The 26,258-nt window shown below is 63.3% G+C and carries 19 protein-coding genes; 8 read left to right on the forward strand and 11 right to left on the reverse strand.

Going from position 1 to position 26,258, the window contains the following annotated elements; translation table 11 throughout:
• Positions 1-16: 16 nt before the first annotated feature.
• On the reverse strand, positions 17-1,042 hold the full coding sequence (locus NLM32_RS36365) for an AraC family transcriptional regulator (RefSeq protein ID WP_254135508.1): 1,026 nt from the start codon (positions 1,040-1,042) through the stop codon (positions 17-19).
• Between the two features lie 185 nt (positions 1,043-1,227).
• On the opposite strand from NLM32_RS36365, the gene NLM32_RS36370 reads away from it, so the two are divergent.
• Entirely contained in the window at positions 1,228-1,677 is a 450-nt protein-coding gene (locus NLM32_RS36370; protein WP_063689614.1) for a cupin domain-containing protein, read from the forward strand.
• Positions 1,678-1,785: 108 nt separating this feature from the next.
• Entirely contained in the window at positions 1,786-3,279 is a 1,494-nt protein-coding gene (locus NLM32_RS36375) for an NAD(P)/FAD-dependent oxidoreductase (RefSeq protein ID WP_254133505.1), read from the forward strand.
• Here the strand turns inward: NLM32_RS36375 and NLM32_RS36380 are convergent.
• Positions 3,276-4,838 (reverse strand): TadE/TadG family type IV pilus assembly protein, encoded by a 1,563-nt coding sequence (locus NLM32_RS36380; RefSeq protein ID WP_254195000.1) that lies wholly within the window; start codon positions 4,836-4,838, stop codon positions 3,276-3,278. The genes NLM32_RS36375 and NLM32_RS36380 overlap by 4 nt on opposite strands.
• Positions 4,839-5,161: 323 nt before the next feature.
• Between NLM32_RS36380 and NLM32_RS36385 the strand changes: the two genes are divergently transcribed.
• Entirely contained in the window at positions 5,162-6,235 is a 1,074-nt protein-coding gene (locus NLM32_RS36385) for a hypothetical protein (RefSeq protein ID WP_254133507.1), read from the forward strand.
• On the opposite strand, the gene NLM32_RS36390 is transcribed toward NLM32_RS36385, so the two are convergent.
• Both NLM32_RS36390 and NLM32_RS36395 read right to left on the reverse strand, forming a co-directional pair.
• Positions 6,232-7,602, reverse strand: coding sequence for a cytochrome-c peroxidase (locus NLM32_RS36390; RefSeq protein WP_254133508.1), 1,371 nt, complete (start codon positions 7,600-7,602; stop codon positions 6,232-6,234). The two genes, NLM32_RS36385 and NLM32_RS36390, sit on opposite strands and share 4 nt — an antisense overlap.
• Positions 7,603-7,619: 17 nt before the next feature.
• A complete protein-coding gene (locus tag NLM32_RS36395) occupies positions 7,620-9,317 on the reverse strand; it encodes an alkaline phosphatase family protein (RefSeq protein ID WP_254133509.1) in 1,698 nt (565 codons plus the stop codon).
• A gap of 232 nt (positions 9,318-9,549) precedes the next feature.
• Between NLM32_RS36395 and NLM32_RS36400 the strand changes: the two genes are divergently transcribed.
• Entirely contained in the window at positions 9,550-10,725 is a 1,176-nt protein-coding gene (locus tag NLM32_RS36400) for a YncE family protein (protein ID WP_254133510.1), read from the forward strand.
• 4 nt (positions 10,726-10,729) lie between these two features.
• On the opposite strand, the gene NLM32_RS36405 is transcribed toward NLM32_RS36400, so the two are convergent.
• On the reverse strand, positions 10,730-11,983 hold the full coding sequence (locus tag NLM32_RS36405) for a S9 family peptidase (protein ID WP_254133511.1): 1,254 nt from the start codon (positions 11,981-11,983) through the stop codon (positions 10,730-10,732).
• A 40-nt stretch (positions 11,984-12,023) separates the two neighbouring features.
• Positions 12,024-12,815: an ABC transporter substrate-binding protein gene (locus NLM32_RS36410; protein WP_254133512.1), complete on the reverse strand. Its 792-nt coding sequence runs from the start codon at positions 12,813-12,815 to the stop codon at positions 12,024-12,026.
• A gap of 257 nt (positions 12,816-13,072) precedes the next feature.
• Here NLM32_RS36410 and NLM32_RS36415 point away from each other — a divergent pair, with 257 nt between their 5' ends.
• Together NLM32_RS36415 and NLM32_RS36420 are read left to right on the forward strand one after the other, a co-directional pair.
• Positions 13,073-14,266, forward strand: a complete 1,194-nt coding sequence (locus tag NLM32_RS36415) for an efflux RND transporter periplasmic adaptor subunit (protein ID WP_254133513.1) — start codon at positions 13,073-13,075, stop codon at positions 14,264-14,266.
• Positions 14,267-14,276: 10 nt separating this feature from the next.
• A complete protein-coding gene (locus NLM32_RS36420; RefSeq protein ID WP_254133514.1) occupies positions 14,277-17,435 on the forward strand; it encodes an efflux RND transporter permease subunit in 3,159 nt (1,052 codons plus the stop codon).
• Positions 17,436-17,615: 180 nt separating this feature from the next.
• Here NLM32_RS36420 and NLM32_RS36425 read toward each other — a convergent pair whose 3' ends face one another.
• The 5 genes from NLM32_RS36425 to NLM32_RS36445 form a co-directional block, all read right to left on the reverse strand.
• Positions 17,616-19,883 carry a cation:proton antiporter gene (locus NLM32_RS36425; protein ID WP_254133515.1) on the reverse strand — a complete coding sequence of 756 codons (2,268 nt, stop codon included), beginning with the start codon at positions 19,881-19,883 and terminating at the stop codon, positions 17,616-17,618.
• Positions 19,884-20,000: 117 nt separating this feature from the next.
• Positions 20,001-20,345 carry a hypothetical protein gene (locus NLM32_RS36430; protein ID WP_254133516.1) on the reverse strand — a complete coding sequence of 115 codons (345 nt, stop codon included), beginning with the start codon at positions 20,343-20,345 and terminating at the stop codon, positions 20,001-20,003.
• Positions 20,345-21,010 carry an imm11 family protein gene (locus NLM32_RS36435; protein WP_254133517.1) on the reverse strand — a complete coding sequence of 222 codons (666 nt, stop codon included), beginning with the start codon at positions 21,008-21,010 and terminating at the stop codon, positions 20,345-20,347. Before NLM32_RS36435 ends, NLM32_RS36430 begins: the two co-directional genes overlap by 1 nt.
• A 746-nt stretch (positions 21,011-21,756) precedes the next feature.
• On the reverse strand, positions 21,757-22,011 hold the full coding sequence (locus NLM32_RS36440; protein ID WP_254133518.1) for a hypothetical protein: 255 nt from the start codon (positions 22,009-22,011) through the stop codon (positions 21,757-21,759).
• Between the two features lie 323 nt (positions 22,012-22,334).
• On the reverse strand, positions 22,335-23,507 hold the full coding sequence (locus NLM32_RS36445; RefSeq protein ID WP_254133519.1) for an MFS transporter: 1,173 nt from the start codon (positions 23,505-23,507) through the stop codon (positions 22,335-22,337).
• A gap of 51 nt (positions 23,508-23,558) precedes the next feature.
• On the opposite strand from NLM32_RS36445, the gene NLM32_RS36450 reads away from it, so the two are divergent.
• Together NLM32_RS36450 and NLM32_RS36455 are read left to right on the forward strand one after the other, a co-directional pair.
• Positions 23,559-24,398 carry a helix-turn-helix transcriptional regulator gene (locus NLM32_RS36450; RefSeq protein WP_254133520.1) on the forward strand — a complete coding sequence of 280 codons (840 nt, stop codon included), beginning with the start codon at positions 23,559-23,561 and terminating at the stop codon, positions 24,396-24,398.
• A gap of 261 nt (positions 24,399-24,659) precedes the next feature.
• On the forward strand, positions 24,660-26,009 hold the full coding sequence (locus NLM32_RS36455; protein WP_254133521.1) for a malonyl-CoA decarboxylase: 1,350 nt from the start codon (positions 24,660-24,662) through the stop codon (positions 26,007-26,009).
• Positions 26,010-26,258 lie beyond the last annotated feature (249 nt).

The raw sequence follows: 26,258 nt of genomic DNA on the forward strand, positions 1-26,258 counted from the left end.
TTGCCGGCGCCGCTCGCTAGCTCATCCGCCGTCGCAGCGTTGCCGACGGCGTCTCGCCGAATTTTTCACGGTACGCTCCGGCCATGCGGCCGAGATGCGTGAAGCCGAGATCGAAAGCGATGTCGGTGATGGAAACGTCTGGCGAAGACTGCGCGAGCCTCGCATGAAGACCGGCAAGACGCATATCGAGCAGCATCTCCGAAATCGACACGCCGAAATGACGGCGGAAGCCGAGCTGGAGCGCGCGGATGCCGATGCCGGATGCGTCCGCAAGCTGCGCGAGATCGAGCGGCTCGCCGGCATTTTCCGCAAGATGGTCCCGTGCGGCGCGAAGTGCGCGCGGCAGGCGCTCGGCCTGTCCTGAGAACGTCCTGATCGCATCCGACAGACCATGCCGCTGGCCATTGAGGAGGCGATCGAGCAGCACCTCGCGCCAATCAGCCATCGCAACTGGGGAAAGCCGGCCGGACCGTCCGAGCCGCTCGGCGAGCCTCATCAGCTCGGCAAGGCTCGTTTGCAGCTGGCGGCCGGACGGCGCGTTCAGGTCGATCACGGGATCGAACTCGACCGCGCCGGCCGCCCTGCCCGACAGCGCCGCGGCGCGCTGCTCAACCATGCGACGGTCCAGCAGCAAAATCGCTTGCGCACAGTCGCGCCACGTCATCCGGGTCGGGACCGTCGGCGACAGCAGCGACGCCGTCCGATCCGGCGCGGCGTCGAAGCCGCCGGCCCCCGCACAAATGTGGGCGGTGCCCGTGAGCGGGATCTGGACCAGGAAGAAGCGGTCGAGGCACCCCGGATCGATGCTGACAGTCCCACCATAGGCAACGTAGTTGATGGAAAAGCCGTCGAACGCCGCGCAATTGTGCCGCGCCGAAAATCCGGAAGCGCGGGCCTGCGCCGGCTTGAGATCGTGCGGACAGAAGATGCGCCCGATCTGCTCGGCCGCCTCGTCGACATCATCGGTGGTGACGCGAGCGAAGCCCGCCAGCCGTTCGGCTACGGGCGTTGTCGTGCTCATTTCCTGCACGGCTGCGGACATCATCGACCACGCTTCGCGTCACGGAATTGCTTTAAGCCTATAATAGTTCCGCGGACGCGAAAAGGGCCGCGTCGCAAAATCGTCGTGCTGCATGGCAACAGCCGCGACGGATTCGTTTAGCGGATAGACAGCCGCCCGGGCGTGGCCGAAGCTCCATCCTGGCCGGAATCCAACAGGAGGCGAGCATGACTGCACTCGAAAAGGGCATTACCGCAAACGGTACAGGCTATGGCGGCAAGACCTGGAACATCCTGGGTCAGGTCTACTTCCCCAAGGCCGTCACCGACTCCACTTTCGCGTTCGAGACCAACAGCGATCCCGGCCAGTTCGTGCCGGTGCACATCCACCCGACCCAGGACGAGTTCATCCTGGTGCAGGAAGGGACCCTCGATCTCAAGCTCGACGGCAAATGGGTCAAGGCCCATGCCGGTGATCTCGTGCGCATGCCACGCGGCATTCCGCACGGCTATTTCAACAAGTCCGACAAGCCGTGCCGCGCGTTGTTCTGGGTCTCGCCGATGCAGAAGCTGGAGGCGCTGTTCAACCAGCTCCACAATCTGACCGACCCTGCCGAGGTCGTGCGCATCTCGGCGCTGCATGAGGTCGACTTCCTGCCGCCCGAGGCCAACGACTAGGCGTCAGGCGCTCCTCGTCCACTTTCATCCGCTTGCTGGTCCGCCGGCCGCGCCTTGCGGCCGAACGAGATCGCTTGCGCGCGAAACCCATTGATTGCGAGCCATCCCATGGTCAGCCCAAAGCATGTCTGCGTGATCGGCGCCGGCGTCTCCGGCCTCGCCACCGCAAAAGCGTTCTCCGCCCGCGGCCACCGCGTCACCATCGTCGAGCGTAGCGCCGATCTCGGCGGCGTCTGGGAGCCGGCGCGCTCCTATCCGGAGGTGCAGACGCAAAGCCCCAAGGATCTCTACCGCTACACGGATCGCGCCATGCCGGACTCCTATCCGGAATGGCCGACCGGGCCGCAGGTCCACGCCTACCTCGCCGACTACGCGAAAAGCTTCGGTCTCGACCGCATGCTGCGCCTCAACACTGGCGTGGCCGGCATGGCGCGGCGCACTGACGGCAGACCGGGCTGGACGCTCGCGCTGGCGGGCAAGGACGGCGCCACCACGAACGAGGATTTCGATTTCGTCGCGGTGTGCACCGGGCAGTTCAACGAGCCGCGCGAGCTGCATTGCCCCGGCGAGGACGGCTTTCTGGCGCAGGGCGGACAGATCCTGCACTCGTCGAAATACAGCGATCCCAGGCTGGCCAAGGGACGTCGCGTCGTCGTGCTCGGCGGATCGAAGTCGGCGACCGACATCGCGGTGAACGCAGTGAAATCAGGCGCGCGCGAGGTTACCATCGTGATGCGCGAGCCGGTCTGGCGCATCCCCTATTTCATCGGGGGGCTCGTGAACTTCAAGCGCATCCTCTACGTCCGCGCGCAGGAGGAGATGTTTCCGGGCTGGGGCATCGGCGCGATGTCGCAGCTGGCGTACCGCATCGCCGCGCCCCTGATCTGGGCAAACTGGCGCGGGCTCGAGAGCCTGTTGAAGGCGCAGCTCAAGCTCAACAAGTGCAGGATGGTGCCGAAGGAGCGGATCGAGGATGGCGTCAACTGCTCGGTACCGATCGCAACACCCGGCTTCTACCCGATGGTCGCCGATGGCCGGATCAAGGCCGTGTTCGGCAGCTTCGACCACTACGAAGGCGACACCATCGTGATGAGCGGCGGCGAGCGCATCAGCGCCCACATCGCCGTGCTCGCGATCGGCTACAAGCTCGGCGTACCCTTCCTGCCGGATGCCTATCAGCAAAAGCTGGTCGATGCGGACGGGCAGTACCGGCTCTACCGCCTGATCGCGAACCCTGACCTGCCCGACCTCGGCTTCGTCGGCTTCAACTCGTCGTTCTGCACCGTGCTCTGCGCCGATCTCGCCGCGAACTGGCTGGTGCGCTATGCCGACGGGCAACTCGCCAGGCAGCCGACGGCGCAGCAGATGCGCGACAACATCGAGATGATGCTGCACTTCAAGCGCGTGGAGCGGCCGGCCGCCGGCGTTTATGGCGGCTTGTGCGTCGCGCCTTATCACTATCGCCATTTCGACGAGCTGATGGCCGACATCGGCACCAAGACGCAGAAGCGCGGCGGGCTCGCCGGACACTTCCTGCCGCCCGACGCAGGCGCCTACGCAAAATTCCTGTCATCGGCGCCGGAGTACCGGGCGGCGGGCTAATTGGTGATGCGGGCTTCCTGCACCGCATGATTGAACATCGCGTTCAACGCCGCCGTGATGTCGGCCGGCGTGTTCGCGGTGTAGAAGAAGCCCGGCGAGGCGCAGTTCTGCAGGCTCGCCGGAATGTTCGGGATGTTCCAGTTGGCATAGTCGTCCTCGTCTCCGGCGAAGGACGTGTTGACCGGATTGATCTTCTGATAGGGAATGTAGAGCACGGAGATGATGACGCCGCGGTTCTTCAGCGGCGTACACGACGTGGCCGGATCAATCGTCGTGGCATGGTTGCTTCCCGACCATGAGCCGTTCGGAACGCCCTTCACCTGCGGATCCTGCGCACCATCGGTCACGAGGAAGACATAGGGCAGCGTGTTGTTCCACGCACTGCCGTCGCCCACGCTCGTGATCAACGTGTTCACGCTCGACAGCGCCGTGTCGATATGCGTGCCACCCGACCCGAGATTCGTATTCATGTTGGTATCAAGCAAGGTCGCGAGGTTCGCGGCCGCATAGTTGATCGTCGAGGAATTGGTCGTCGACCCGTTGATGCTGCTGGTCAGCGGGAAGTACGAATAGAGATAGCGGATGAAGGGATAGAGACCGATGCGGAACTGGTTAGCCACTTTCTCGGTATTGTTCGCCGTAACGAACAGCTGATTCACCGCGTAACCGACAGCGTCCAGCCGCAACTGAATGCAGGAATCGGTTCCGTCAGTCGGACAGTTCGCCACCGTCGCGAGGTTGGAGTAGAGCGAGTTCGGCAATCCAGAGACGATCGACGACGGCAACTGAACCCCCATGGGGTTGCTGGTCTTTGTCTGCAGCAGGCCTCTGTACCCGCTCTGGCTGACGCGCGAGATCGCATAGCCCAGGCAGTAATTGTTGGTGGGATAGCCCTGCGTCCCCGAATCCGTGCAGGCGCTGTTCTGCGGCGAGAAATGGCAGGCCAGCGTGCAGCCCGTCGGGTATTGCCGGTAGTTGTCGGGATTGATCGACTGCATGCGCTGGGCTTCCGCCGTGGTCGAGGGCAGACCCATCGAGCCCGAGACATCCAGCGTCAGGTAGAAGTCGAGATACAGCGGCAGCGTGGTGGTCGAGGACGAGCTGCCGGTCACGGTCAGCTTCCTGTAGCCGAGAAGCTGCATGAAGGTGACAGGCACATCCGCGCTGAACTGCACGTTCGAGACGAGCTTGTTACCGGTCTTGGTGACCGTGCTTGTCACACCGAGATTGGTGTAGCTGCCGGAGAACGTCGCAGCATTTCCGTTGAAGACGTTGTTCGCTTCCGTGACGCCGGCGCCAACGGATCCATTCGACGTCATCGCCATCGCCGCGTTGTAGCCGGCCGAGTTCACCGAGATCGACGCCACGCCCGCCGAATCCGCCGAACCCTGCAGCTTGGCCTTGATGCGCGTTGCCATGCTGTAGTCGATGGCGCATCCGATCGAGGCGATCAGCGGCACCAGTGCGATCGCAAACATGGCGGCAACGTTGCCTCTGGAGTCGCGCTTCAATCGCGAGACGAGTCGGGCTACATGGTGGATCGTTCCGGGAATTGCCATTGCCAAGCCCTCGCCCGACTCTTTGTTTGATCAATCACTAGGAGGAATTTCTGGAAGCGAAACCGACGCCAGGAAGCAGCGCACGGGTCGCGCATCGCTCCTGATGAGACGGAGCATTCTGCAGATGCCGCGCTACTTAATCGTAAAGTTCTCTTGCGAATCGCAGGTGCGTTTTGTCAGCTTCCTGTCAGCCTGACGGATTGATCCGTTTTTCTACGGAGTTTCGGCGCAACGCGGACCGATCAGGAGTTGCGCCTCGCCAAGCTGCACCTTGATGCTTACGCTCGCAGCAGCGAACGAATCGACCGACCCGGGAGCCCGCGATGCGACCACAACGCCACGCAGCCGCGGCCATCGCGGCGCTCACCCTCTTCCTCGCAACGCCTGTCACCGGCCAAGCGCAAACGCCCACGGCAACGCAATCAGACGCCCAAGCCGCCTACGATCGCGCGCTCGGCGATTTCAAATCGATCCTTGGCGAGCGCCGCCGCCAGATCGAGGCGAAGCAGCCGCTGCCCAACCTGCCCGGCCAGGCCTTGTATCTTGCGCGCGTCGCAATGATCAGCGCTTACAAGGATCTCACCGACGCCGTGCCGTCGCGGATCGGCAAGCCGAACAAGTTCGGGATTCCGCCAGCCTATTTCGATGCCGCGATCGAGCCGCTGGTCGACGAATACGCTGACATCTTCGAGGTCATGGAGGCGCCGCCCGCGAACGCACAGAACTCGGCAACGCCGTTCAAGGACGTCATCGATCTCGGCGCTGCGATTGCGCGTGCCAAGGGGCTTTCGCCTGCGGACGCCAGCGCAGCCGGCCTCATCAGTCTGGGGCTGTTCTATGCCGAGACCAACGGCAAGCAGAACGTCCGCAATGCGCGCTCGAACACCTACATGGGCAGCCTGCAGACCGGCCCGTCCGAGGACCGCAACGGCCAGCGCAAATGGGAGGCCATCAAGGGCACGATCGCGGCCGCCGATCCCGCATTGAACGCGCGCGACGACAAGGAAGAGGCGCGGTCCCGCGGCACTGATCGCCGCTTCAACCACTGGACCAATGTGCGCGACGGCCTCATGAACGCGCATGCGGAGCTGTTTGCCGAAATCCCGGCGATCGTGAAGACGTTGCCCGATCCGATCGAGCAGATGAAGCTGTTCGAACTGATCCAGATCATCCCGACCCCGACGCGCTCGGCACTGAGGTCGGGCGACCTGCTGAACTACCGGGTGTCAGACCCCACCATCATGAAGCACCTGCGCAACAACAGCATCTTCGCCTTCGGCAGGACCGACCGCGCGCGAAGTTCGGCCAGCTTCCGCGAGATTCTGGGCGCGATGTGGCTGTTCAAGCGGAAGTTCGACAAGGCGATGGTGAAATACGCGGAGATCAGGCCGCGCTAGGGGCGCGCTGTGCCGGACACACCCTGGTTCTCCGCCTTGTAGCCGTCCGTCAGCGTCTTCAGGAAGGCGATGATGTCGGTCATGTCCTGATCCGTCATTGCCGGCTTGTCGCCGAGGTGACGATCGAAAGGCGGATCCGTCACGTCGACATTGGCGTGATATTTTTGCGGAATGTCGTCGTATTTCTGCACCGTGCCGTCGGCCGCGCGCCGAAACACTTTCTCCGGATTGGTGTCGCGGAAATTATAGAAATCCATCACCTGCTCGAGGGTGGAGAAGACGCCGTTGTGGAAGAAGGCGTGACGCGTCGCGGTGTTGCGCAGCGTCGGCGTCAGGAACATGCCGCAATACTGCGTCTGCTCGGAAATGTCGGTCCGATGCGGACCGCAGACGCCGAGATCGAAATAGTCGGAATCCTTGTTGCCCGCGAGCGCGGCATTCCGTGGCGCACCGAGCGCCTCATATTGGTGATCGGTAAACATCGGCGGCAAGCCATCGCGGGTCGGCGCCGAGGTATGGCAGCCGGCGCAGTTCGCCTTGTCGGGGTCGTTGAACAATTGCAGGCCGCGCAATTCGCCCTCGGACAACCGCGCCTTGCCCTCGAGCCAATAGTCGTACTTGCTGGTGTAGGGATGGAAGCTCGGCTCTTCGACCTGGTAGCGCGCAACCGCGAACATCGCCTCCGCAATCAGCAGCCGCTGGTTTCTCAGCACGCCGGCGCCGAACAGCTCGACGAAGCGGCTGGCATAGGGCGCACGGCGCAGCTTGTCGGCCACGATCTCCGCGCTGCCGCCATCCATCTCGTTGGCGTCGAGCAGCGGAAACAGCGCCTGGTCCTGCAACGTGTCGGCGCGGCCGTCCCAGAACAGGCCGCCCTGCGGCACGATATTCGCCGATGCGCCGGAACCACCCGCAGTCTTGGTCGTGCGCGCGGCCTGCTGGCCCAGTGCGGCCATCTGCGCGAGGGGGATGATGTTGTCGTCGTCGCCCTTGTCGGGGCCGATGCTGAAATTCGGCTGGCGATCGAGATAGGTCAGCGACGGCACTGCGCGTGCGCCTTGCCGCGACAGATTGGCACCGCCGAGCATCACCGGGCCGTCATTGGGCGGGCCGTAGGCGTGATCCGGACTGTGACAGGATGCGCAGGACAGCGAGCCGGATGACGACAGCGAGGCGTCGTAGAAGATCTCTTTGCCGAGCAGGGCCATCGCGGACAACGGGGCGACGGGCGGACGCATCAAGCGAACCGGGTTCGGATTCGTCCCCGGCTGGTTTGCCTCTGCAAGTCCTTGCGTCCCGGCCGCAAAGACGGCGCCGGCCAGAGCGAGCAGGCCGGCGCCGAGGAGCCACAAAGTGCGGCTGTTCATTATGATGTCCCGCTGGACTAGTGGTGGTGGTGCTCGTCGGGCGGGCTGACCATCACCGTACCCGAGGTCGGATCGAGGAACAGCGCGTCGGTGCGGAAATCATGGCTGTGATCCTGGTCGAAGTCGAACAGGTCCATGATCGATCCGGTGGTGGCGTCGAAGGAACCGCCGCCCAGACGCTTGCCATGCAGCCAGTTGTCTTCGATGAAACGAACCACTGAAGCCTGAGTCGTGTAGGTGTGGCTGACATAGTTGGTCTTGGCATAGGGCGAGACCACGATCAGGGGCACGCGGGTGCCCGGGCCACAGCGACCGTTGACCGGCTTGCCGCTGAGACCGTTCGGCGCCGGCTGCTTGTTGGCGCCGAGGCCGCACAGGCCCGGACCGTTCACCTGGTCGGCGGTCGAGTCATAAGAGGCGGTCTTCGGCGGCATGTACTGATGGTCATACCAGCCGTCCGAATCGTCATAGGTGATGATGACGGCAGTCTCGCGCCATTCCGGCTGCTTCTGCAGGAAGTTGATCAGCTCGACATTGCCGGCCTGCTCGTCGAGCGGGTCGGAGTTGCCGGCGTGACCGTCCTGGAAGGCAGGCATCTTGACGTAGGAGACGGCCGGGAAATTGCCGGCCTTGATCGCGGCATAGAGGTCTTCGAGGTCGTAGTTGTGGTTGGCTGGATCGACCTTGCCGTTGAAGTCATGGGTATGGCCGATCGCATGGACCGAGCTCGGCCGCGCATGGGTCGGATTGGCCGTGGACGCATGATACTGGAAGAAGGCGTGGTGCGGGATGTAGTCGACGATGGTGCCGTTGACGTTGGTCGAGAACGTGCTGCGGGCGCAACCGGTGGTGCCGTTGGCGTTCTTGAGGGTCAGGTCGAAGCCGCCCATGAAGCTGCCCCAGCTGATGCGCTCATCAGTGAGCAGGTTGCCGATGTTCTTGCCGCCCATCAGCATGGTGCTGGTCGTGCTCGAGCAGGCATCGTTGCCGGGATCGGTGTCGCCGGTCAGGGTGAGGCCGCCCTGGCCGTCCGCGATCGACGCCGTGGTGCCGATGACCGGCTGCACGCCGTTGGTCTGGCCGCCGACGACTTCCAGCATGCCCGGCGTCGACGGACCGAAAGTGTCGGTCCAGTTGTTGTCGCTCATGGCGAAGTGCTGGGCGTAGTTCCAGAATGCGGTGGTGGTGTTGCCGTCGAAATAGCCCATCACCTGGCCGTTGGTGCCGAACGCGCCGGCACCGCCGGCGGTGCCGCGGCCGGTGAATTTCGGGAACAGGTCTTCCTTGCCGTTGTCGACGGCCTGCTGCTCGGGCGTATAAGCGTGGTTCTGCGAGCGCGTGTTGGCCTGGGTGCGGTCGAGGCGGAACGGGTCCGTCGCGCCGGTGCCATTGGCCGGATTGTTGTTCGGGTTGTTCACCAGCAGATTGGCGTTGGCGAGGTTGTTGACCCGGGGCGTATGCGGCTTCGGCACGAACGGGATCGAGCCCGAGGGATTGGCCGCGTTCGGATAGGTCGCGAAATAATGGTCGAACGAGCGGTTCTCGTTGAAGATGATCACGAGATGCTTGATCGGGGTTTCCGTATGAATCTCATGCGGATGGCGATGATCGCGGTCGTGATCGCGACCAAAATCTTCTGCGAGCACCGGAACGCTGCACGCAAGAGTCGTCGCGGCCGCGAACATCGCAGCCGTCGTCAAAAATTTGGATTTCATTTTTGTTCGCCCTGAAGGAATGACGGGGCAACCCTAGCGATCACATTTGACAGAGCTGTGTCAGTTTGACGCAAGAGACACTTTGCGCAGTTGTTGGGACAAAGAAATTCACAGGCCCGCGCATCGGCGATTATTCCCCGCCTGGAATAAAAAATTGCCGCGCCGGAATTGTTGCGAACCCGCTTTGGTTGCATTTAGCTTTGTCGAACAAAAACAATCCTGCGGGGGAAACATGAGAGCCGCTCGTCGCACGCGCCTGGGCCGTGTTGCATCTACCATCGCCGCAAGCGCTGTCACTGGCCTGGCGAGTTTCCCCGTCCATGCCGAAATCCTCGTCACGGCCAATGACGGCAAGATGGTGCTGGAGAACGGCAACGCCGTGGTGCGCAAGCAGCCTCTGCCCGACACGGTCAGCATCATCGATTTCACAGATGGGATGCTCAAACTTCTGGCTGAAGTGCCGGCTCCCGCAAGCGTCGTCGGCCCGCCGCCGAGCGTCGCGGTCGCGCCCGATGGTTCCTTTGCGCTGGTCACGGGCGCGATGAAGGTCGACCCGACGGATGCGACCAAGACGGTGCCGGACGACAAGCTCAGCGTGATCGACCTGAAATCCCCACAGCCAAAAGTGCTGGCGACACTGCAGGCCGGCGCCGGTGCGGCCGGCGTGTCGATCAACCGTACAACGACCCTCGCGCTGGTCGCGAACCGGAGCGAAGGCACGGTCTCGGTCTTCACCATCAGCGGCAGCACGCTGACGCCGGCGGGCAAGATCCCGCTCGGGGACGCGAAATCAGGTCCGAGCCACGCCGTCTTCTCCCATGACGGCACGACCGCGCTGGTCACCCGCGACGGCGACAGCCGGACCTCGCTTTTGACGGTGGACGGCAACAAGGTCGAGTACGCCAAGCGCGACCTCTATTCCGGCGTACGCCCCTACGACATCGATCTCACCGGGAGCGCCACCGCCATCATCGGCAATGTCGGAGCCAGCGGCGGCGACGCCGATACGATCAGTGTGATCGACATGAATGCGAAGCCGATCCGCGTCGTCACCACGGTCAGCGTGGGGCAGACCCCCGAGGGCGTGAAGATGTCGCCGGACGGCAGTTACGTCGCCGTCACCGTCATGAACGGCTCGAACAAGCCTTCCGCCTCGCCCTTCTTCAACGATTTCGGCCTGCTGAAGGTCTACAAGATCTCCGGCACCGAGCTTGCACCGGTGGCGGAAGCGAAGATCGGCCATTGGTGCCAGGGCATGGTGTGGTCGAAGGACTCCAAGTTTGTCGTGACCCAGTGCATGGTCGAGAGCGAGCTGATCGCGTTCACGTTCGATGGCAAGGCGCTGACCAAGACATCGACGCTCAAGATGCAGGTGAGTCCCGCCGGCATCCGCACGGCCGAGCCGTAAGGGCTCATCGATCGAGCGAGATGAGATACTGGTCGGCGACTGCACGCCAGCGATCGGGATAAAGCCGCAGCAAATGGCCGTCGCCGGGGATGCCGTGCAACAGCTCAAAGCGCGCATTGCCGCCGGCGGCGGCGAATGCCTGCTGATACTCGCGGATCAGATCTTCCTTGTAGAGGCGATCGTTGTCGGCATAGAGCCAGAGCTGCTTGACGTTGACGCCCGCGCCGCGGCCGGCGCTCGCGTAATATGGCGTGGTCACCGGTCCGTACGGGTACCAGCCGCCGCAGAAGTTCACCACGCCCATCACCTCGCTCGGCTTGAGGCCCGCATAGTGCATGGCGAGGAAGCCGCCGCGCGACTGGCCGGCGAGCAGCACCTTGCCCGGCTTGACACCAGGAAGCGCGCGGCCATACGCGATCGCGGATGCGAGATCCTCGACGGCCTCAGCGACACCGGCCGAAACATCGATCAGGCTGCCGTCGTGATCGCGTCCGAACGTTTCCTCGCCGTTGATACCCTCGGAGCTGCCGCGTCCGCGGCGCATCAGCGCCAGCACCGCGAATCCGTTGTCACGCAGCCAATGCGCTTCGGTCGAGAAAGACCAGGATCTCAGCTGATTGCGACCGACGTCGGATCCATGGGTGAAGATCGCGAGCGGTGCGGGCCCCGGCCCCGTCGGCGGATAGAACGTGCCCTCGAGCGTGATCGGCCGTGTGCCATCAGGCGTGCGGACCGTGAGATGTGGAATCCGGACACGCTCGCCGGGCCACGGCCAGTCGTTTGGCCGATCGCCTGCAGCAAGACGCGTCGGATCGGTGCGGACCAGCGCGCCGGAGGTGACGACGCCATTCTTGAGCGTGGCCGTCAGGTACAATCGGTCGGGGCCATCGAAGGCATAACGGAAGATGCGGAACCCCGTCATGGTCAGCACGCCGTCCACGACCGTCGCCTGGTCGCGCCACCATTCGCGATTCATGCTGTTGAAGGCCGAGTCCGACCGGGCAAAGACGAGATCTGCATGTCCGTCAGCCCGGACGCGCTCGACCACGAGAATGTGCCGGTCGTCTTGCCAGGTCCCGATCCATGCGCCCTGGAATCGGGCGATCTCAGGCGGTACGTCGGATGCCGGCGGCTCCATGTCGAACCGCGGCGGCAACGGGACGACGGTCTCAGGATCGACCGTCAGAGGTTGGGCCTGGGCACTCTGCATCATCAAGACCAGCGACACCATCGCGGCTGCAATCCAACGTCCAAGCATGTGCGCCCAGTCGAAACTCGATGTGGCCGAAGGGATGGATCTATTCGGTGCGGATCGGCGAGTCCTTCAGGCCGTTATCATCATAGGCCTTGCGCAAGGTGCCGTTCGTCACGGCCTCGGTCATGAACTTGGTGACGAACGCCAAGGCCTGACTGTGGCCGAGCGGGACCGCTACGGCTGTCACCGTCTTCTTGAACGTTTCGTCCAGCACCCTGGTCCCCGGAAGCTTCTGCGCCATCTTGTTGAGTTGATCGCGCGAGAGCGCGAAGGCATCGACCTCGCCGGATTTCAGCAGGCCAAAGATTTCGTCATAGGTCTGATAACCCGTAACCTTCGCGTTCTTCAGATGCGCAACGGCGCCGCGCATCGTGGTGGTGGCGTTGACAGCCGCGACCTTGATGCCGGGCTGGTCGAGCGTGGCGAAATTGGTGACGCTCGAACCGGCCTTGACGATATAGGTGGCGTCGGCGACTTCGTAGATCGGGCCGAACATCATCCTGGTCTCGCGTTCGGGATCTTTCGGCAACCAGGTGACGTCCCAGCTGCCCTTGCCGGCCGCGTCGGTGATCTGCCCGGAATTCTGGTACACGACATATTCGACGGGGATGCCGATTTGCGCCGCCATGTCCTTGCCGAGATCGACGGGTACGCCCGCATAGCCGGCTTCAGTCTTGGTCGACCAGAACGCGCCGCCCGCCGGGCTGATCGCGATCGCGACCCGCAGCTTGCCGGTCGGCGCGATCTCGTCTTTCAGGCCGTCGGCTAGCGCGGGCATGGCGACCACGGCGGCAAGAGCGAGGCCGGCCCAGGCCGACCGGAATGGCGTTGGCATGTCATTGTCTCCTCGCGTTTCTTCTTGTGCTGTCCATGTGCCTGTTTCTGTCCGCCGCCTCGCGCCGGTCGCGCGGCCTTTGACACAATTCTGGTCGATCATGCGCTCGGTGAAAAGCGATTTGTCATGACAAACCTGTCAAAGGCCACGCCGCTGTTTGCAGTGCAAGGGCTGTGACTGCCATGGCTATGGTGTTCCACGGCCGGTCATTTGTTGCTAGCCTGCCGCACCGACAGACAATCATCGGAGGCCACCGAATGACCTCAGCGTATCCCGCCCATTCCGCACCATCTCATGCTGCGTGGAGGCATATCGGGCGGGCCCTGGCCGCCACGGCGGCCGTGATTGCGCTGGCCGGCTGCGAGGACAAGAACACTTTCGTGGCGCCACCGCCGCCGAAGGTGGACGTCGCGACGCCGATCCAACGTGCGGTCACGCGCTATGTCGAGGCCACCGGCAACACCGCGCCGATCAAGAGCGTCGATCTCGTCGCCCGCGTGCAAGGATTCCTGCAATCGATCGACTACACCGACGGCACCTTCGTCAAGCAGGGCACCCAGCTGTTCACGATCGAGCCGGAGACCTACAAGCTGAAGCTCGACCAGGCGCAGGCGGCCGAGGCCGGTGCGCAGGCCTCGCTCAAGCAGGCTGAAGCCGATTTCAAGCGGCAGGTCGATCTCGTTCAGCGCCAGGCGGTCTCGCAGGCCACCCTCGACACGTCGACGTCGACCCGAGACAACGCCCAGGCCAGTCTCCAGCAGGCCCAGGCCAACACCAGGATCGCCGAGCTCAACTACAGTTACACCAAGGTGAGCGCGCCGTTCGACGGCATCGTCAGCGCACATCTGGTCTCGATCGGCGAGCTTGTCGGCGCCTCCTCGCCAACCCAGCTCGCCACCATCGTCGCGATGGACCCGATCTGGGTGAACTTCACGGTCAACGAGCAGGACGTCCTGCGGATCCGCGCCGAAGCGCAGCGACGGGGGCTGACGGTCGCCGACCTCAAGCAATTGCCGGTCCTGGTGGGCCTCCAGACCGAGACCGGCTATCCGCATGAAGGCCACCTCGACTACGTCTCGCCGACCCTCAATACGTCGACGGGCACGCTCGCGGTGCGCGGCGTCGTGCCCAACGACAAGCGGGTGCTGCTGCCCGGCTATTTCGTCCGCGTCCGCGTGCCCTTCGACCAGGACAAGAACGCCCTCCTCGTCCCCGACACCTCGCTCGGCAGCGACCAGAGCGGGCGCTATCTGCTGGTGGTCAACAAGGACAATGTGGTCGAGCAGCGCAAGGTGCAGATCGGCGCCGCCGACAACGGCCTGCGCGTGATCGAGAGCGGCCTGAAGCCGGACGACCGCGTGGTCATTTCCGGACTTCTGCGCGTGATCCCGGGCCAGAAGATCGACCCGCAGCAGACCAAGATCGAGCAGCCGCAGGCCTCGAACCAGTGAGGCGCCTGTCATGATCTCAAAATTCTTCATCGAGCGGCCGGTCCTCTCGAACGTCATCGCGCTCCTGATGATCCTGATCGGCGGCGTCGCGCTGTTCAACCTCGCGATCGCGCAATATCCGGACGTGGTGCCGCCGACGGTGCAGGTGACCACGCGCTATCCCGGCGCCAGCGCCAAGACCGTGATCGACACGGTTGCCCTGCCGATCGAGCAGCAGGTCAACGGCGTCGAGGACATGCTCTACATGCAGTCCTACAGCGGCTCCGACGGCACCTATACGCTGACGGTGACCTTCAAGATCGGCACCGACCTCAACTTCGCGCAGGTGCTGGTGCAGAACCGCGTCTCCAGCGCGCTGTCGCAACTGCCGTCGTCCGTGCAGAACCAGGGCGTCACCGTCCAGAAGAAGTCGACCTCGATTCTGCTGTTCGTGACGCTGACCTCACCGGACTCCCGGTTCGACAGCCTCTACCTGAGCAACTACGCCACTATCAATCTGCGCGACGAGCTGTCACGTTTGCCCGGCGTCGGCAACGTCACGGTGTTCGGGGCCGGCCAGTATTCGATGCGGATCTGGCTCGATCCGAACAAGCTGCAGGCGCGCGCATTGGTGCCGCAGGACGTGATCCAGGCGATCCAGCAGCAGAGCCAACAGGTCTCGGCCGGCCAGGTCGGCGCACCGCCGACGCCGCCGGGACAGGCGTTCCAATACACGCTCAATGTCAACGGAAGGCTCGACGACACCACGCAGTTCGAGAACATCATCGTCAAGACCGGCACGAGCGGCGACGTCACGCGCGTGCGCGACGTCGGCTGGGTCGAACTGGGTGCGCAGACCTACAGCCAGATCTTCTCGCTCAACAAGCAGCCCGCCACCGGCATCGGCGTGTTCCAGTCGCCCGGCGCCAACGCGCTCGAGGTCGAGCAGGCCGTCGAGAGGAAGATGACGGAGCTCGCCAAGCGCTTCCCGGAAGGCATCAAATACGACACGCCGTTCGATACCACCAAGTTCGTCAACGCCTCGGTGCACGAGGTTTACATGACGCTGATCGAGGCCGGCCTGCTGGTGCTGGTCGTGATCCTGGTGTTCCTGCAGGACTGGCGCGCGATGCTGGTGCCGGCGACGACCGTGCCGGTGACCATCATCGGCGCCTTCGCCGCGATGGCAGCGCTCGGCTTCACCATCAACATGTCGACGCTGTTTGCGATCGTTCTCGCGATCGGCATCGTCGTCGACGACGCCATCGTCGTGGTGGAAGGTGCGGCCCACAATATCGAGCAGGGCATGAACGGCCACGACGCCGCGATCAAGGCGATGGACCAGCTGTTCGCGCCGATTGTCGGCATCACGCTGGTGCTGATCTCGGTGTTCCTGCCGGCCTCTTTCCTCGCCGGCCTCACGGGACGCATCTATTCGCAATTCGCGCTGGTGATCGCGGCGACCGCGCTTTTGTCTGCCATCAACGCGGCGACGCTGAAGCCGACGCAATGCGCGCTCTGGCTACGGCCGGCGGTGCCGCCGGAGCAGCGCAATTTCTTCTACCGCGGCTTCAACGCCGTCTACGACCGCGTCGAACGAGGCTACACTCGACTGATCGCCTTCCTGGTCGGACACGCCACGGCGTCGGTGGCGGTCGCATTGGTCCTGATCGGGATCGGCGGCTACGGCCTGTCGCGGGTGCCGACCGGCTTCCTTCCGATCGAGGACCAGGGCTATCTGATCGCCGCCGTGCAGCTGCCGGACGGCGCCTCGCTGGAGCGAACCCAGAAGGTGCTCGACCGGGCCGCCGATATCATCAAGGACACGCCGGGCGTCGCCCAGGTGATCACCATTGCCGGCATCTCCGCGCTCGACAGCAGCGCGAGCCTCGCCAATGCCGGCGTCGCCTACATCATCCTGAAGGACTGGGATGCGCGCAAAGGCCCCGGTGAGGATTTGCGCTCGCTGGTCTACGGCCTGAACGACAAGGTCGGGACCATCATGGAGGCGCGTACGCTGGTGCTGCCGCCGCCGCCCATTCAAGGCATCGGCAACGCCGCCGGCTTCTCGATGCAGGTCGAGCTGCGCGACGGCAACAGCGATTTCGCAAAGCTGCAGGCCATCACCGGCGCGATGGTCAGTAACGCCCAGAGCCAGAGCGCGCTGCAGCGCGTCTCCTCCTCGTTCCGCTCGGCGGTCCCGCAATTCAATGTCGAGATCGACCGCGTCAAGACGCAGACCTTGCACGTGACCACGGACGCGGTATTCGCGGCGCTGTCGACCTATCTGGGCTCGTCCTACGTCAACCAGTTCAACAAGTTCGGTCGCGTGTTCCAGGTCTACACGCAGGCCGATCCGGCGTTCCGCGTCACCGAGCGCGACATCGCCAACATGCAGGTGCGCAACCAGAACGGCGACATGATCCCGATCGGCACGGTCGCCACCATCACGCCGGTGACGGGACCGTCGCTGATCAGCCTCTACAATCTCTATCCGTCCTCGACCATCGTCGGCCTGCCGGCGCAGGGTTATTCATCCGGCCAGTCGCTGAAGCTGATGGAAGAGATCGGCGACAAGACGCTCCCGCCGGGCACCGGCTTTGAATGGACGGCGATGTCCTATCAGGAGAAGGCGGTCGGTAACCAAATCTACTGGGTGTTCGGGCTCGCCATGCTGCTGGTCTATCTCGTGCTCGCCGGCCAGTACGAGAGCTGGTACTCGCCGATCTCGGTGATCCTCGCGGTGCCGCTGTCGCTGATCGGGCCGATGCTGGTCCTCAACGGCCTGAACATCGACAACAACCTGTATTGCCAGATCGGCCTGATCCTGCTGATCGCGCTGTCGGCCAAGAACGCGATCCTGATCGTCGAGGTCGGGCTCGAGCTGCACGGCCGCGACGGCAAGCCGGTACTGGAATCCGCGATCGAGGCGGCGCGCGCCCGCTTCCGCCCGATCCTGATGACGTCGTTTGCCTTCATCCTCGGCATGGTACCGCTGGTGATCGCGACCGGCGCCGGCGCCAGCGCGCGCAAGTCGATCGGCATCACGGCGTTCTCGGGCATGCTGGCCTCGACCTGCCTCGCGGTGCTGTTCGTGCCGACCTTCTTCGTGGTGGTGCAGCGCTTCGAGAACTGGCTCGGGTCGCGGAAGGCGACGAAGGCGCAGCCGGCGGCGAAGGTGAAGTCCTAGGGCGGCTTCGACGACAACGCGAAAACAACCCCATGCACAGTAGGGATGGGGTTGAAACGGCGCGAGACAATTCGGTATCACCGAAATTGCTTGCTCCGTCGGGCAAAACACCGGCATAGTGGCATCGTCGGCGGTGCGGGTGACCTGCGTTGCCCCTCCCCTCCGTCACTGCAGGCGCAGCTAATCTTTCTCGCTTGGCGCCCGGCGCGCCTCGCCGCTCGACACCAGAAGCACCGAGACCTTCGACTGCCGCAGCACGGCGTCGGCGACGCCGCCGAAGGAGAGATGATCGGCCTGAATTCGGTCGACGCCCATGACGACGAGATCGACGTCGGTGGTGTCGATTTCGCGGAGGATCGCAGCCTCCGGCGCCCGGTTCACGCGCAGCGTGGTCGTGATGTCGACATCGTAGCGGGCGGCGAGATCGCTCGCGTCCTTCAGGATGCCCGCCTCCTGGCTGAGACCGCGAGACGCACCGCGCTGCGCGCCCTTGTCCCGCGTCGTCGCGACATAGATCACCCGCATCGAGCCTGATCCGGCTTGCGTCAATGCGACCGCGACCTCGGCGCCGCGCCTTGAGACGCTGCTGCCGGAGACCGGGACGAGGATGTTGAGTCCTTCGGGCATCGGCTGCTTCAAATGCTTGCCCTTGGCTGCTGCGATCGCGAGCGGCCCCTCGAATTTTGCGGCGATGTCCTCGATCTTGCGGTCGAAGCGGTCCTTGCTCGCGGCGACCTTGTCGACACCGACGACGAGAAGATCAAAGCCCTTGCGCGCCTCATCCGCAATCGTCTCGCCGAGCTCGGCGCGACGCGCACGGGTCACGACATCGACGCTGCCGGCATCGCCGTCGCCATGGGCGGACACCGTTTCGGCCGCCTTCTTCACGACGGCTTCGTGGCTCTCCTCTTCGTCGCGGATCTTTTCCTGGTCCTTGGCGCGTTTGCCGATATGCAGCACGGTGATCGGCAGGCCGCGCATGCCGGCGATCAGGCCCATGATGTGCGACGCGAAGGTGGCGTTGACGCTCTCGTCGACGGCCAGCAAGGGGCGTTCGAGATTGGCGACGAAGCCGCGTTTCTCGAACTCCTCGCGCTCGAGCCGGTCCTTCTCGTCCTTGTTCATCGGCAGCTTCGCCAGCGCCGCGCGCAGCATCGGCGGCATCGCCATCGTGGTCACGATCGCCATGGTGACGATCATCGTGAACAGGTTCTGGCTGAGCACGCCGATCGAGAGACCGATGGTGGCGATGATCACCTCGGTCGAGCCGCGCGCATTCATGCCGCTCGCGAGCGCCAGCGACTCCCCCGTGCTCAGCCCGCCCAATGTGCCGCCGACAAAGGCACCGCCGAACTTGCCGACGCTGGCGATCACGACCAGCAATCCGGTGAGCATCAAAAGACCGGGATCGCGCAGCACCGACAGGTCGGCGCTGAGGCCGGCGAGGCCGAAAAACACCGGCATGAAGAAGCTGGAGATCAGCCCGCGCAGGCGCTCATCGATCTGCCGCGTCAGGATCGGCGACTCCCCGACCAGGATGCCGGCGACGAAGGCGCCGAGCACGGTGTGGACGCCGATCGCATGCGTGATCAGCGCCATCACTCCCATCAACAACAGGATCACCGTGATGACCGCCGCCGTGCTGACGAGATTGTCGTTGGCCCAGCGGATCAGGTGAAACACCAGCCGCCGGCCGATGGTGAAGCTGACGGCGAGGAAGGCAAGCGTCCCCAGCACCGCCTTCGCCACCGAGGCGACGTCCAGCGTGCCCTGCGAGGCCAGGCTGAAGATGACCGCGATGATGATCCAGCCGATGGTGTCGTCGATTACGGCGGTCGCGACGATGATCTGGCCGACATTGCGGCGCATGAAGTTCATCTCGCGCACGACCACGGCAACGATCTTCACGGAGGAGATCGACAGCGCCGTGCCCATGAACAGCGAGGCGACCAGGCGCTGCTCGGGCTTCGGCAGCAGCGCATCCGGCAGGAACGCACCGAGCGCAAAGCCGCAGGCAAAGGGCACCAGGATTCCGGCGATCGAGATCGCGATCGCAGCCTTGCCGACCTTCCTGACCAGCTTGAGATCGGTCTCCATGCCTGTGAGCAACAGCAACAGCAGAATGCCGACCTGCGCGATGCCGTCGAGCATCGCCTTCTGCTCCGGCGTCTTGGGAAAGATCGTGGCTTGCGCCTCCGGCCAGATCCAGCCGAACAGCGACGGCCCGAGGATGATGCCGGCGAGCAACTCGCCGATTACCGAGGGCTGGCCGATGCGCTGCATGATCTCGCCGAGACCGCGACCCACGGCAATCAGCAGCACGATCTGCGTCACCAGCAGGAATTCGGAAGGCCCCGCTGATTTGCCGCCCTCGGCGCTGGCGGCCATGGTGGTGAGGACAAGCGCCGCGGGGGCAAGGCCAACCGGTCGGAGCAGGCTCCACTGCATGCAGGCGTCTTCCCCCGTTTGGGATTCCGGCGAAGTGCCGGGACCACAGGGGATAGAACCCGCGGGAGGTGGACGGGGTTCCCGTCTTGCAGACGGGGGCGAGAGGGCGAAAACGAGTTAAGCGAAACGACCATGCACCGCAGAGACGCGGCTAATCAAATCGAGAAGTCCGCTTCGCTCCCGATAGCGACCACCCTTGCCGGCCCAGCAAATGACGCGAAGGGCCATTAACGGACTTGCCTCCTCGACGCGTTTGGGCTTGGTCCGCGGCAGGCGCACCCCTGCGTCGTTTCTGGCAGCGGGATGAGATTCTGGGTCGTTGAACCCTAACGACCCCATGACCACACTGAACCAGTTGTTGGCGAATTCCGGCGCGAATGACTGCGCGTTTTGAAAACCCGTTGGATTCTTTCCTAGGTTCCCAACGATGGGAAGCAGGTTTTGCGGTTTAACGTCCGACATCAGATGGTCTCCATACCTTGTTCGGACAAATCAAGCCCCGTCAAATCGGATGCCTTCAGTGCGGCGGCAAGCTCATCAGAAATCCACGGGCCGTTGCCCGTTAACAAGTATTTGTCCCGCCAGATATGGAGGGAGCCGATCTGCGCGCGATTGAACACAAGTTGCGATTGCGTATCCTGCGTCAGATGAGCAGGAATAAGATGTGGTTGGCCCCTCGCCACCAAATCGTACACTGGTATCCAGTAGGCTCCATAATCATGACGTATGAAAACCATCGTCGTCTTGTCGTGATCTAGGCTGTCAATTCGATTGCAAACGATCAGGAAATACCGTGTTTCCAGCAGTTGTTTAGCTTTGTTATAATATTCTGCCGGAAAAAACTGGTGCGTGTTGGGTTCGAATTGTTCGATGATCGCTTTCGCGCGTTCAGAGACATTGACACACCAGGAATCATGGAAATCGGGAATTTTGTATCTTGCGTTTCCCCACCGCATCTTTGTCGGCATGTGTTCGGCATGAACCGGGCGCCCGCTGGTCATGCCCCCCGGCAACGTGCCCCCATCCGGTGTCCGGTCGATGACGTCGACTTTTTGGAAATCGCCATCAAGTGGTTGCGCGCCAATATTGTAAAGATAAGGCGTCTTGATACCGAGAGCCCAAACCATCACGCTTTCCTTTTACCTGCGGACGCGGAATGGCGATGTCGCCGGCCATGAAGCCGCACGCCAAAAGCACCCGGTCCGGTCTTTCATAGGCGAGCCAGGAGTTCTGTTTATTGTGCTCTATACTGCCAAGACATTGCGGATGGTAATAGCAGCTTAGTATCAAGCAACCTTCTACCAAAGAACGAACTTGCGAGAAGTCGACTCACCAGATTTGCGGGTGGGAGCCGGGCGAGCCGGCTTTGGGTCATTCACGACGGTTTTTGCCGGCAGTGGCGAGGTCCGGTCTACCAATTAGGTTAGGACATGACGGCGCGCCCGCCGAACCGACGCTAAGGGTCATAAGCTGACCTCGGCAGCACGCTGGATCTGGATCAAAATGGCTGTTCACTCGCCAAGGTACTTTTAGCGGCCAGGATCAAACTCGTGCCACCTCGTCGCGAAGCGACTTCATCCGACGACGATACTCGTCCGAGGATGCGTTGAGTGACAGACCACTCCGACCCAACCGTACGGCCGAAAAAAGTAACGAAAGAACGACTGCGAGTAGACCCGTAAGGAGAATGTCCCTCGCGCTTGCCCCCATCAAATACCGAGCCAAGACGACCCCAAGCAAGACTTGTAATGCACTCGTCAGAATGTACGGCAAGCGATTCATTGAGCGGCCCGATTTCTGAGGTCGAGCAACGATTGGCACAACCTGGAGCGAAACGTCCATCCGAGAGCTTGCGGCAAACAGGCAATGCGTATCAACTTGAAGCGGTATCGTCATCGAGGGGAACTCGGTACACCTCGTTACGGAGGCGGCGATACTCGCCCGTCGATATGCCGAGTGGCAGCCCTTTCCAACGAAAGAAGCCGGCGCAAATAACTGTCGCAAAAACGGCTCCGAACAGTGCGTTTGAGAGCATTTCGCAACCGGATTGCCCCTGCAGCAAGTTCGACAGAAAGGTGCCGAACACAGCTAATGAGACGAGGGTCAGAAGGTGAGGCACGCGATCCATTCAGCGGCTCCGCTTCGCTGGTTGCGTGGTAAGTATGGCACAACCTCCAACCAACTGTCCATCCGCGACCCCTGCGGCGCTGGCCATTAAGGTTGAATCTCAGTTTTTGGGGCAAAATGCGCCGCAGCTCCTCCGGATCGTGATTTCCGCTCTACCCCGAGCAGCCGACCTGATATTGAGTATGACCATCGGCAGACCAAAAACCGACTTGATTCAGAACCGGTTTACTTGGGCTTGGGGACTGGACTGGGGTCATGGATTTAGCAGCGGCGATTGAAGCCGCGCCACGGGACGCTGTGCGGGAGCTTGCGTAGCAAGCCCCCTCACGCCGCCGCCGGCGTCCGGATCTCGCGCGGGAGGATGATCGCCGCCGCAATCGCCAGCAGGCACAGGCCCGCAAACGCGTGCAGCATGGTGACAAAACCGCCCTGCTCGTAGAGCCAGGCGACCAGGCCCACCGAGGCGCCCGCCGCGGTGAAGCCGATGAAATAGCGCACGGCATAAGCGCGCGAGCGCCATTCCTCGCTGGTGTATTTGCCGACCATGGCGTCATTCACCGTGACCTGTCCGAATGCGCCCATGACGATGCCGATCGACACCAATATCAGCGGCAGATTGGACAGGCTGGCTGCGAGATAGAGGAACGGCGCCAGCATGAAGGACAGCGGCAAGGCCACCGTCTTCAGCGAATAACGATCCAGCAGACGGCCGATCGTGTACTGCGTCATGGCGCCGAACACGTAGACGCAGGCCGCGATGACGCCGAGCAGCGCCGGGCTCTTGGTCAGGTCCGCCAGCCGCTCCGCGAACAGTTTCGGCAGCGCGACGGTGACGGCGTTGAAGGTGGTGGAGATCGCGATCACCACGATCAGGAGTGACAGCACCACGCGCCACATATCCTGCTTGGCGACGCGCGCTTGCGCGGCCGCCTGCTTCGACCCCTTGCGGTCCTCATGCACGACCAGTATCGCAAAGGCGATGCCGATCAGGATGGTGACGATGCCGGGGACGATGAAGGCGAAACGCCAGCCGAGATACTGGCCGATCACGCCGGTGACAAGCGCGGACGAGGCAACGCCGAGATTGCCCCAGACGCCGTTGATGCCCATCTCGCGGCCGAGCCGCTCGGCATAGGACACGATCATCGCGGTGCCGACGGGATGATAGATCGAGGCGAAGATGCCGATCGCGAGCAGCGCGGCGCCGAGTTGCACGGGGGTCTGCACAAAGCCGACCGAGATCATGGAAGCGCCGATGCCGATGAAGAAGATCAGCATCATGTGGCGGCGGCTCCAGCGGTCCCCGAGCCAGCCCGTCAGCAGCGAGCCGGCGCCGAAGGCGATGAAACCGGGGGTCGCATAGGGAAGCAGTTCCGAATAGGCCATGCCGAGCGCCGGCCCCATGATGATCACGGCGGCGGCGAAGATCAGCATCGCATAATGATCGATGAAATGACCGGCGTTGACGAAACTGATGACCCGGCTGGGGCTGTTCATTCGGAATCCTCTCCTGCTCCGAAATGAGTTATATGTCTGTTACATGACGGGATGCTGCCAATGACTGTCTTGGAGACGCCAGTTTTGGAAACGCCAATTTTGGAAACGCCAATCCTGAGGGAGGTCCAGGGCAACCACCGCTCCACCGCGGGCGTGCACCTGGTCGCGCGCGACTATCCCAGGGGTATGCGGATCGATCTGCACATGCACCGCGAGTCGCAACTGATCTATGCCGCCAAGGGCACGATGCAGGTGAACACGCCCGGGGGGCGCTGGCTGGTGCCGCCGGACCGCGCGGTCTGGGTGCCGGCCGGGCTCGAACACGCCATCGACCTGCTCGCCGACATCGAGATGCGCACGCTGTATTTCGACCTCGCTTGGCTCAAACGCGAGCAGCGCTACGAAGGACTGACGAGGGAATTCGTGGTGCGGGTGTCGCCGCTGCTCAACCAGGCGATCCTCGCGCTGTTCGATGCGCGCAACACCGAGGAGCGCACCGAGCTGCTGGTGCGCCTGGTGATGCTGGAATTGCACCAGGCGGAGGATTCCGCGACCTTCGTGCCGCTGCCGCACGAGCCGCGCTGCCGGCGCGCCGCGATGATCGTGCTCGACGATCCCACCGGCCTGCACGACATCGACACGCTGGCACGCGAGGTCGGAACGTCCGCGCGCACGCTGTCGCGGCTGTTCTCCGCGGAGACGCAGCTGAGCTTCAAGAGCTGGTGCCAGCGCGCCAGGATTGCGGCGGCGATTCAACGGCTATCGACAGATGCCAACGTATCGGTGAAGCAGCTCGCCACCCAGCTCGGCTATGCCAGCGTGCCGGCTTTTTCGGCAGCGTTCCGCCAGGTGACCGGGCGGACGCCGACGGAGTTCGCGGGGAAGGTGTGAGGCTCGCCGTCATTGCGAGCGCGTCTCTCCCCACATCATTGCGAGGAGCTCAGCGACGAAGCAATCCAGAGTCCGTCCACGGAGAGACTCTGGATTGCTTCGCTACGCTCGCAATGACGGCGTGCAAGGCGGCTGGACAGCCCTGTCGGAGACGCATGGTACCCCCAAAGATACAAAATGCCGCCGCTTGATTGTGATCGGCTTCCGCCTAAATCCCGTGTAAGCTTCCGCACCGCACAAACCCGGTTTCGAAAGGCCCAGATGGCTAACGCCTTCTTCTCCGACCTGCTTGCTACCATTTCCGAGCGCGGCCGCACGCTGTTGCGCCGCGATTCTGCCGATACCAAGCAGGATGCCGACGGACTGATCGAGCTCTGCGGCGCGCTGCTGTCGGGCCGGGGCGAGGCCTCGGGCACAGCCATGGCGCGCGAGGTGCTCGATCTCTACGGGGAGCTGGATGCGACGGGACGCCGCGCCTTTTTCGACGCGCTGGTGCGCGATTTCGGCCCGGACCGGGAACGGCTGACCAAGGCGATCGAGAAGTGGAGCGCCGAGCCGACCGATGAAGACGCGAGCTCGCTGCACTTCGCCTCGGAACCGCGGCGGCAGGAGCTGATTCGCCGCCTCAACCGCGCGCCGGGCGGGACCGGCGATCTCGTCGCCATGCGTGCCGACCTGCTCGGCATGATGAACGGACACACCGATCTCGCCGCGCTCGACCGCGACGTCTCGCATCTTCTTTCTTCGTGGTTCAACAGGGGGTTTCTCGTGCTGCGCCGGATTGACTGGTCGACTCCGGCCAACATCCTCGAAAAGATCATCCGCTATGAAGCCGTGCACGAGATCAGCGACTGGGACGATCTGCGCCGGCGCATCGACCCGGTCGATCGCCGCTGCTACGCGTTCTTCCATCCAGCAATGGTCGACGAGCCCCTGATCTTCGTCGAGGTCGCGCTGACCGAGACCATTCCCGGCGCGATCGCGCCGCTGCTGGCCGTCGATCGGCAGTACCTTCCGATCGAGAAGGCGCGCACCGCCGTGTTTTATTCGATCTCGAACACCCAACGTGGCCTTGGCGGCATCTCCTTCGGCAGCTTCCTGATCAAGCAGGTGGTCGAGGAGCTGCGCCGCGAAACGCCGAAACTCGACACCTTCGTGACGCTGTCGCCGGTGCCGGGCTTCATGCCATGGGTGAAGCAGGACAAGGACCTGCCGTTGTCGGAGGAGGACCGCGAGATCCTGAAGCGCCTCGACGATCCCAAATGGTATGAGAATCCCGAGACCACCGCGCAGCTGCGCGGCGTGATCGAGCCGCTCGCCGCCCACTACTTCCTGAAGGCGCGCACGCCGAAGAACCGCTTGATCGACTCCGTCGCCCGCTTTCATCTCGGCAACGGCGCCCGGCTCGAGCGCATCAACTGGCTCGGCGACCTCTCGCCTAAGGGCGTGCGCGAGTCCGCCAGCGTCATGGTGAACTACCTCTACCGCCTCGACGATATCGAGAAGAACCACGAAGCCTACGCCAATGACGGCGAGGTCGTGGCATCGAGCGCGGTGAAGAAGCTGCTCAAGGGCGAAGGACGCAGGCTGCTGGATATGCGGCTGTCGTAGGGGGCTGAGGCGTTGCAACACAGACGGCGTCATCGCCCGGCTTGACCGGGCGATCCAGTATTCCAGAGGGCGGCGTTGAAGAGCTCGCTCCCACCACATCCGCCGCGGCGTACTGGATGCCCCGGTCAAGCCGGGGCATGACAGCGAAGTATTTGGCTCGGCCCTAAGAAGCCGCGAATGGCGCCCGCCGACTGGACACCCGGCCGTCCCAAGCGCTATCCGTTTCACCGGAATTCCTGCACCAAAGAC

The sequence above is a fragment of the Bradyrhizobium sp. CCGUVB14 genome (assembly GCF_024199935.1).
Classification (GTDB): Bacteria; Pseudomonadota; Alphaproteobacteria; order Rhizobiales; family Xanthobacteraceae; genus Bradyrhizobium.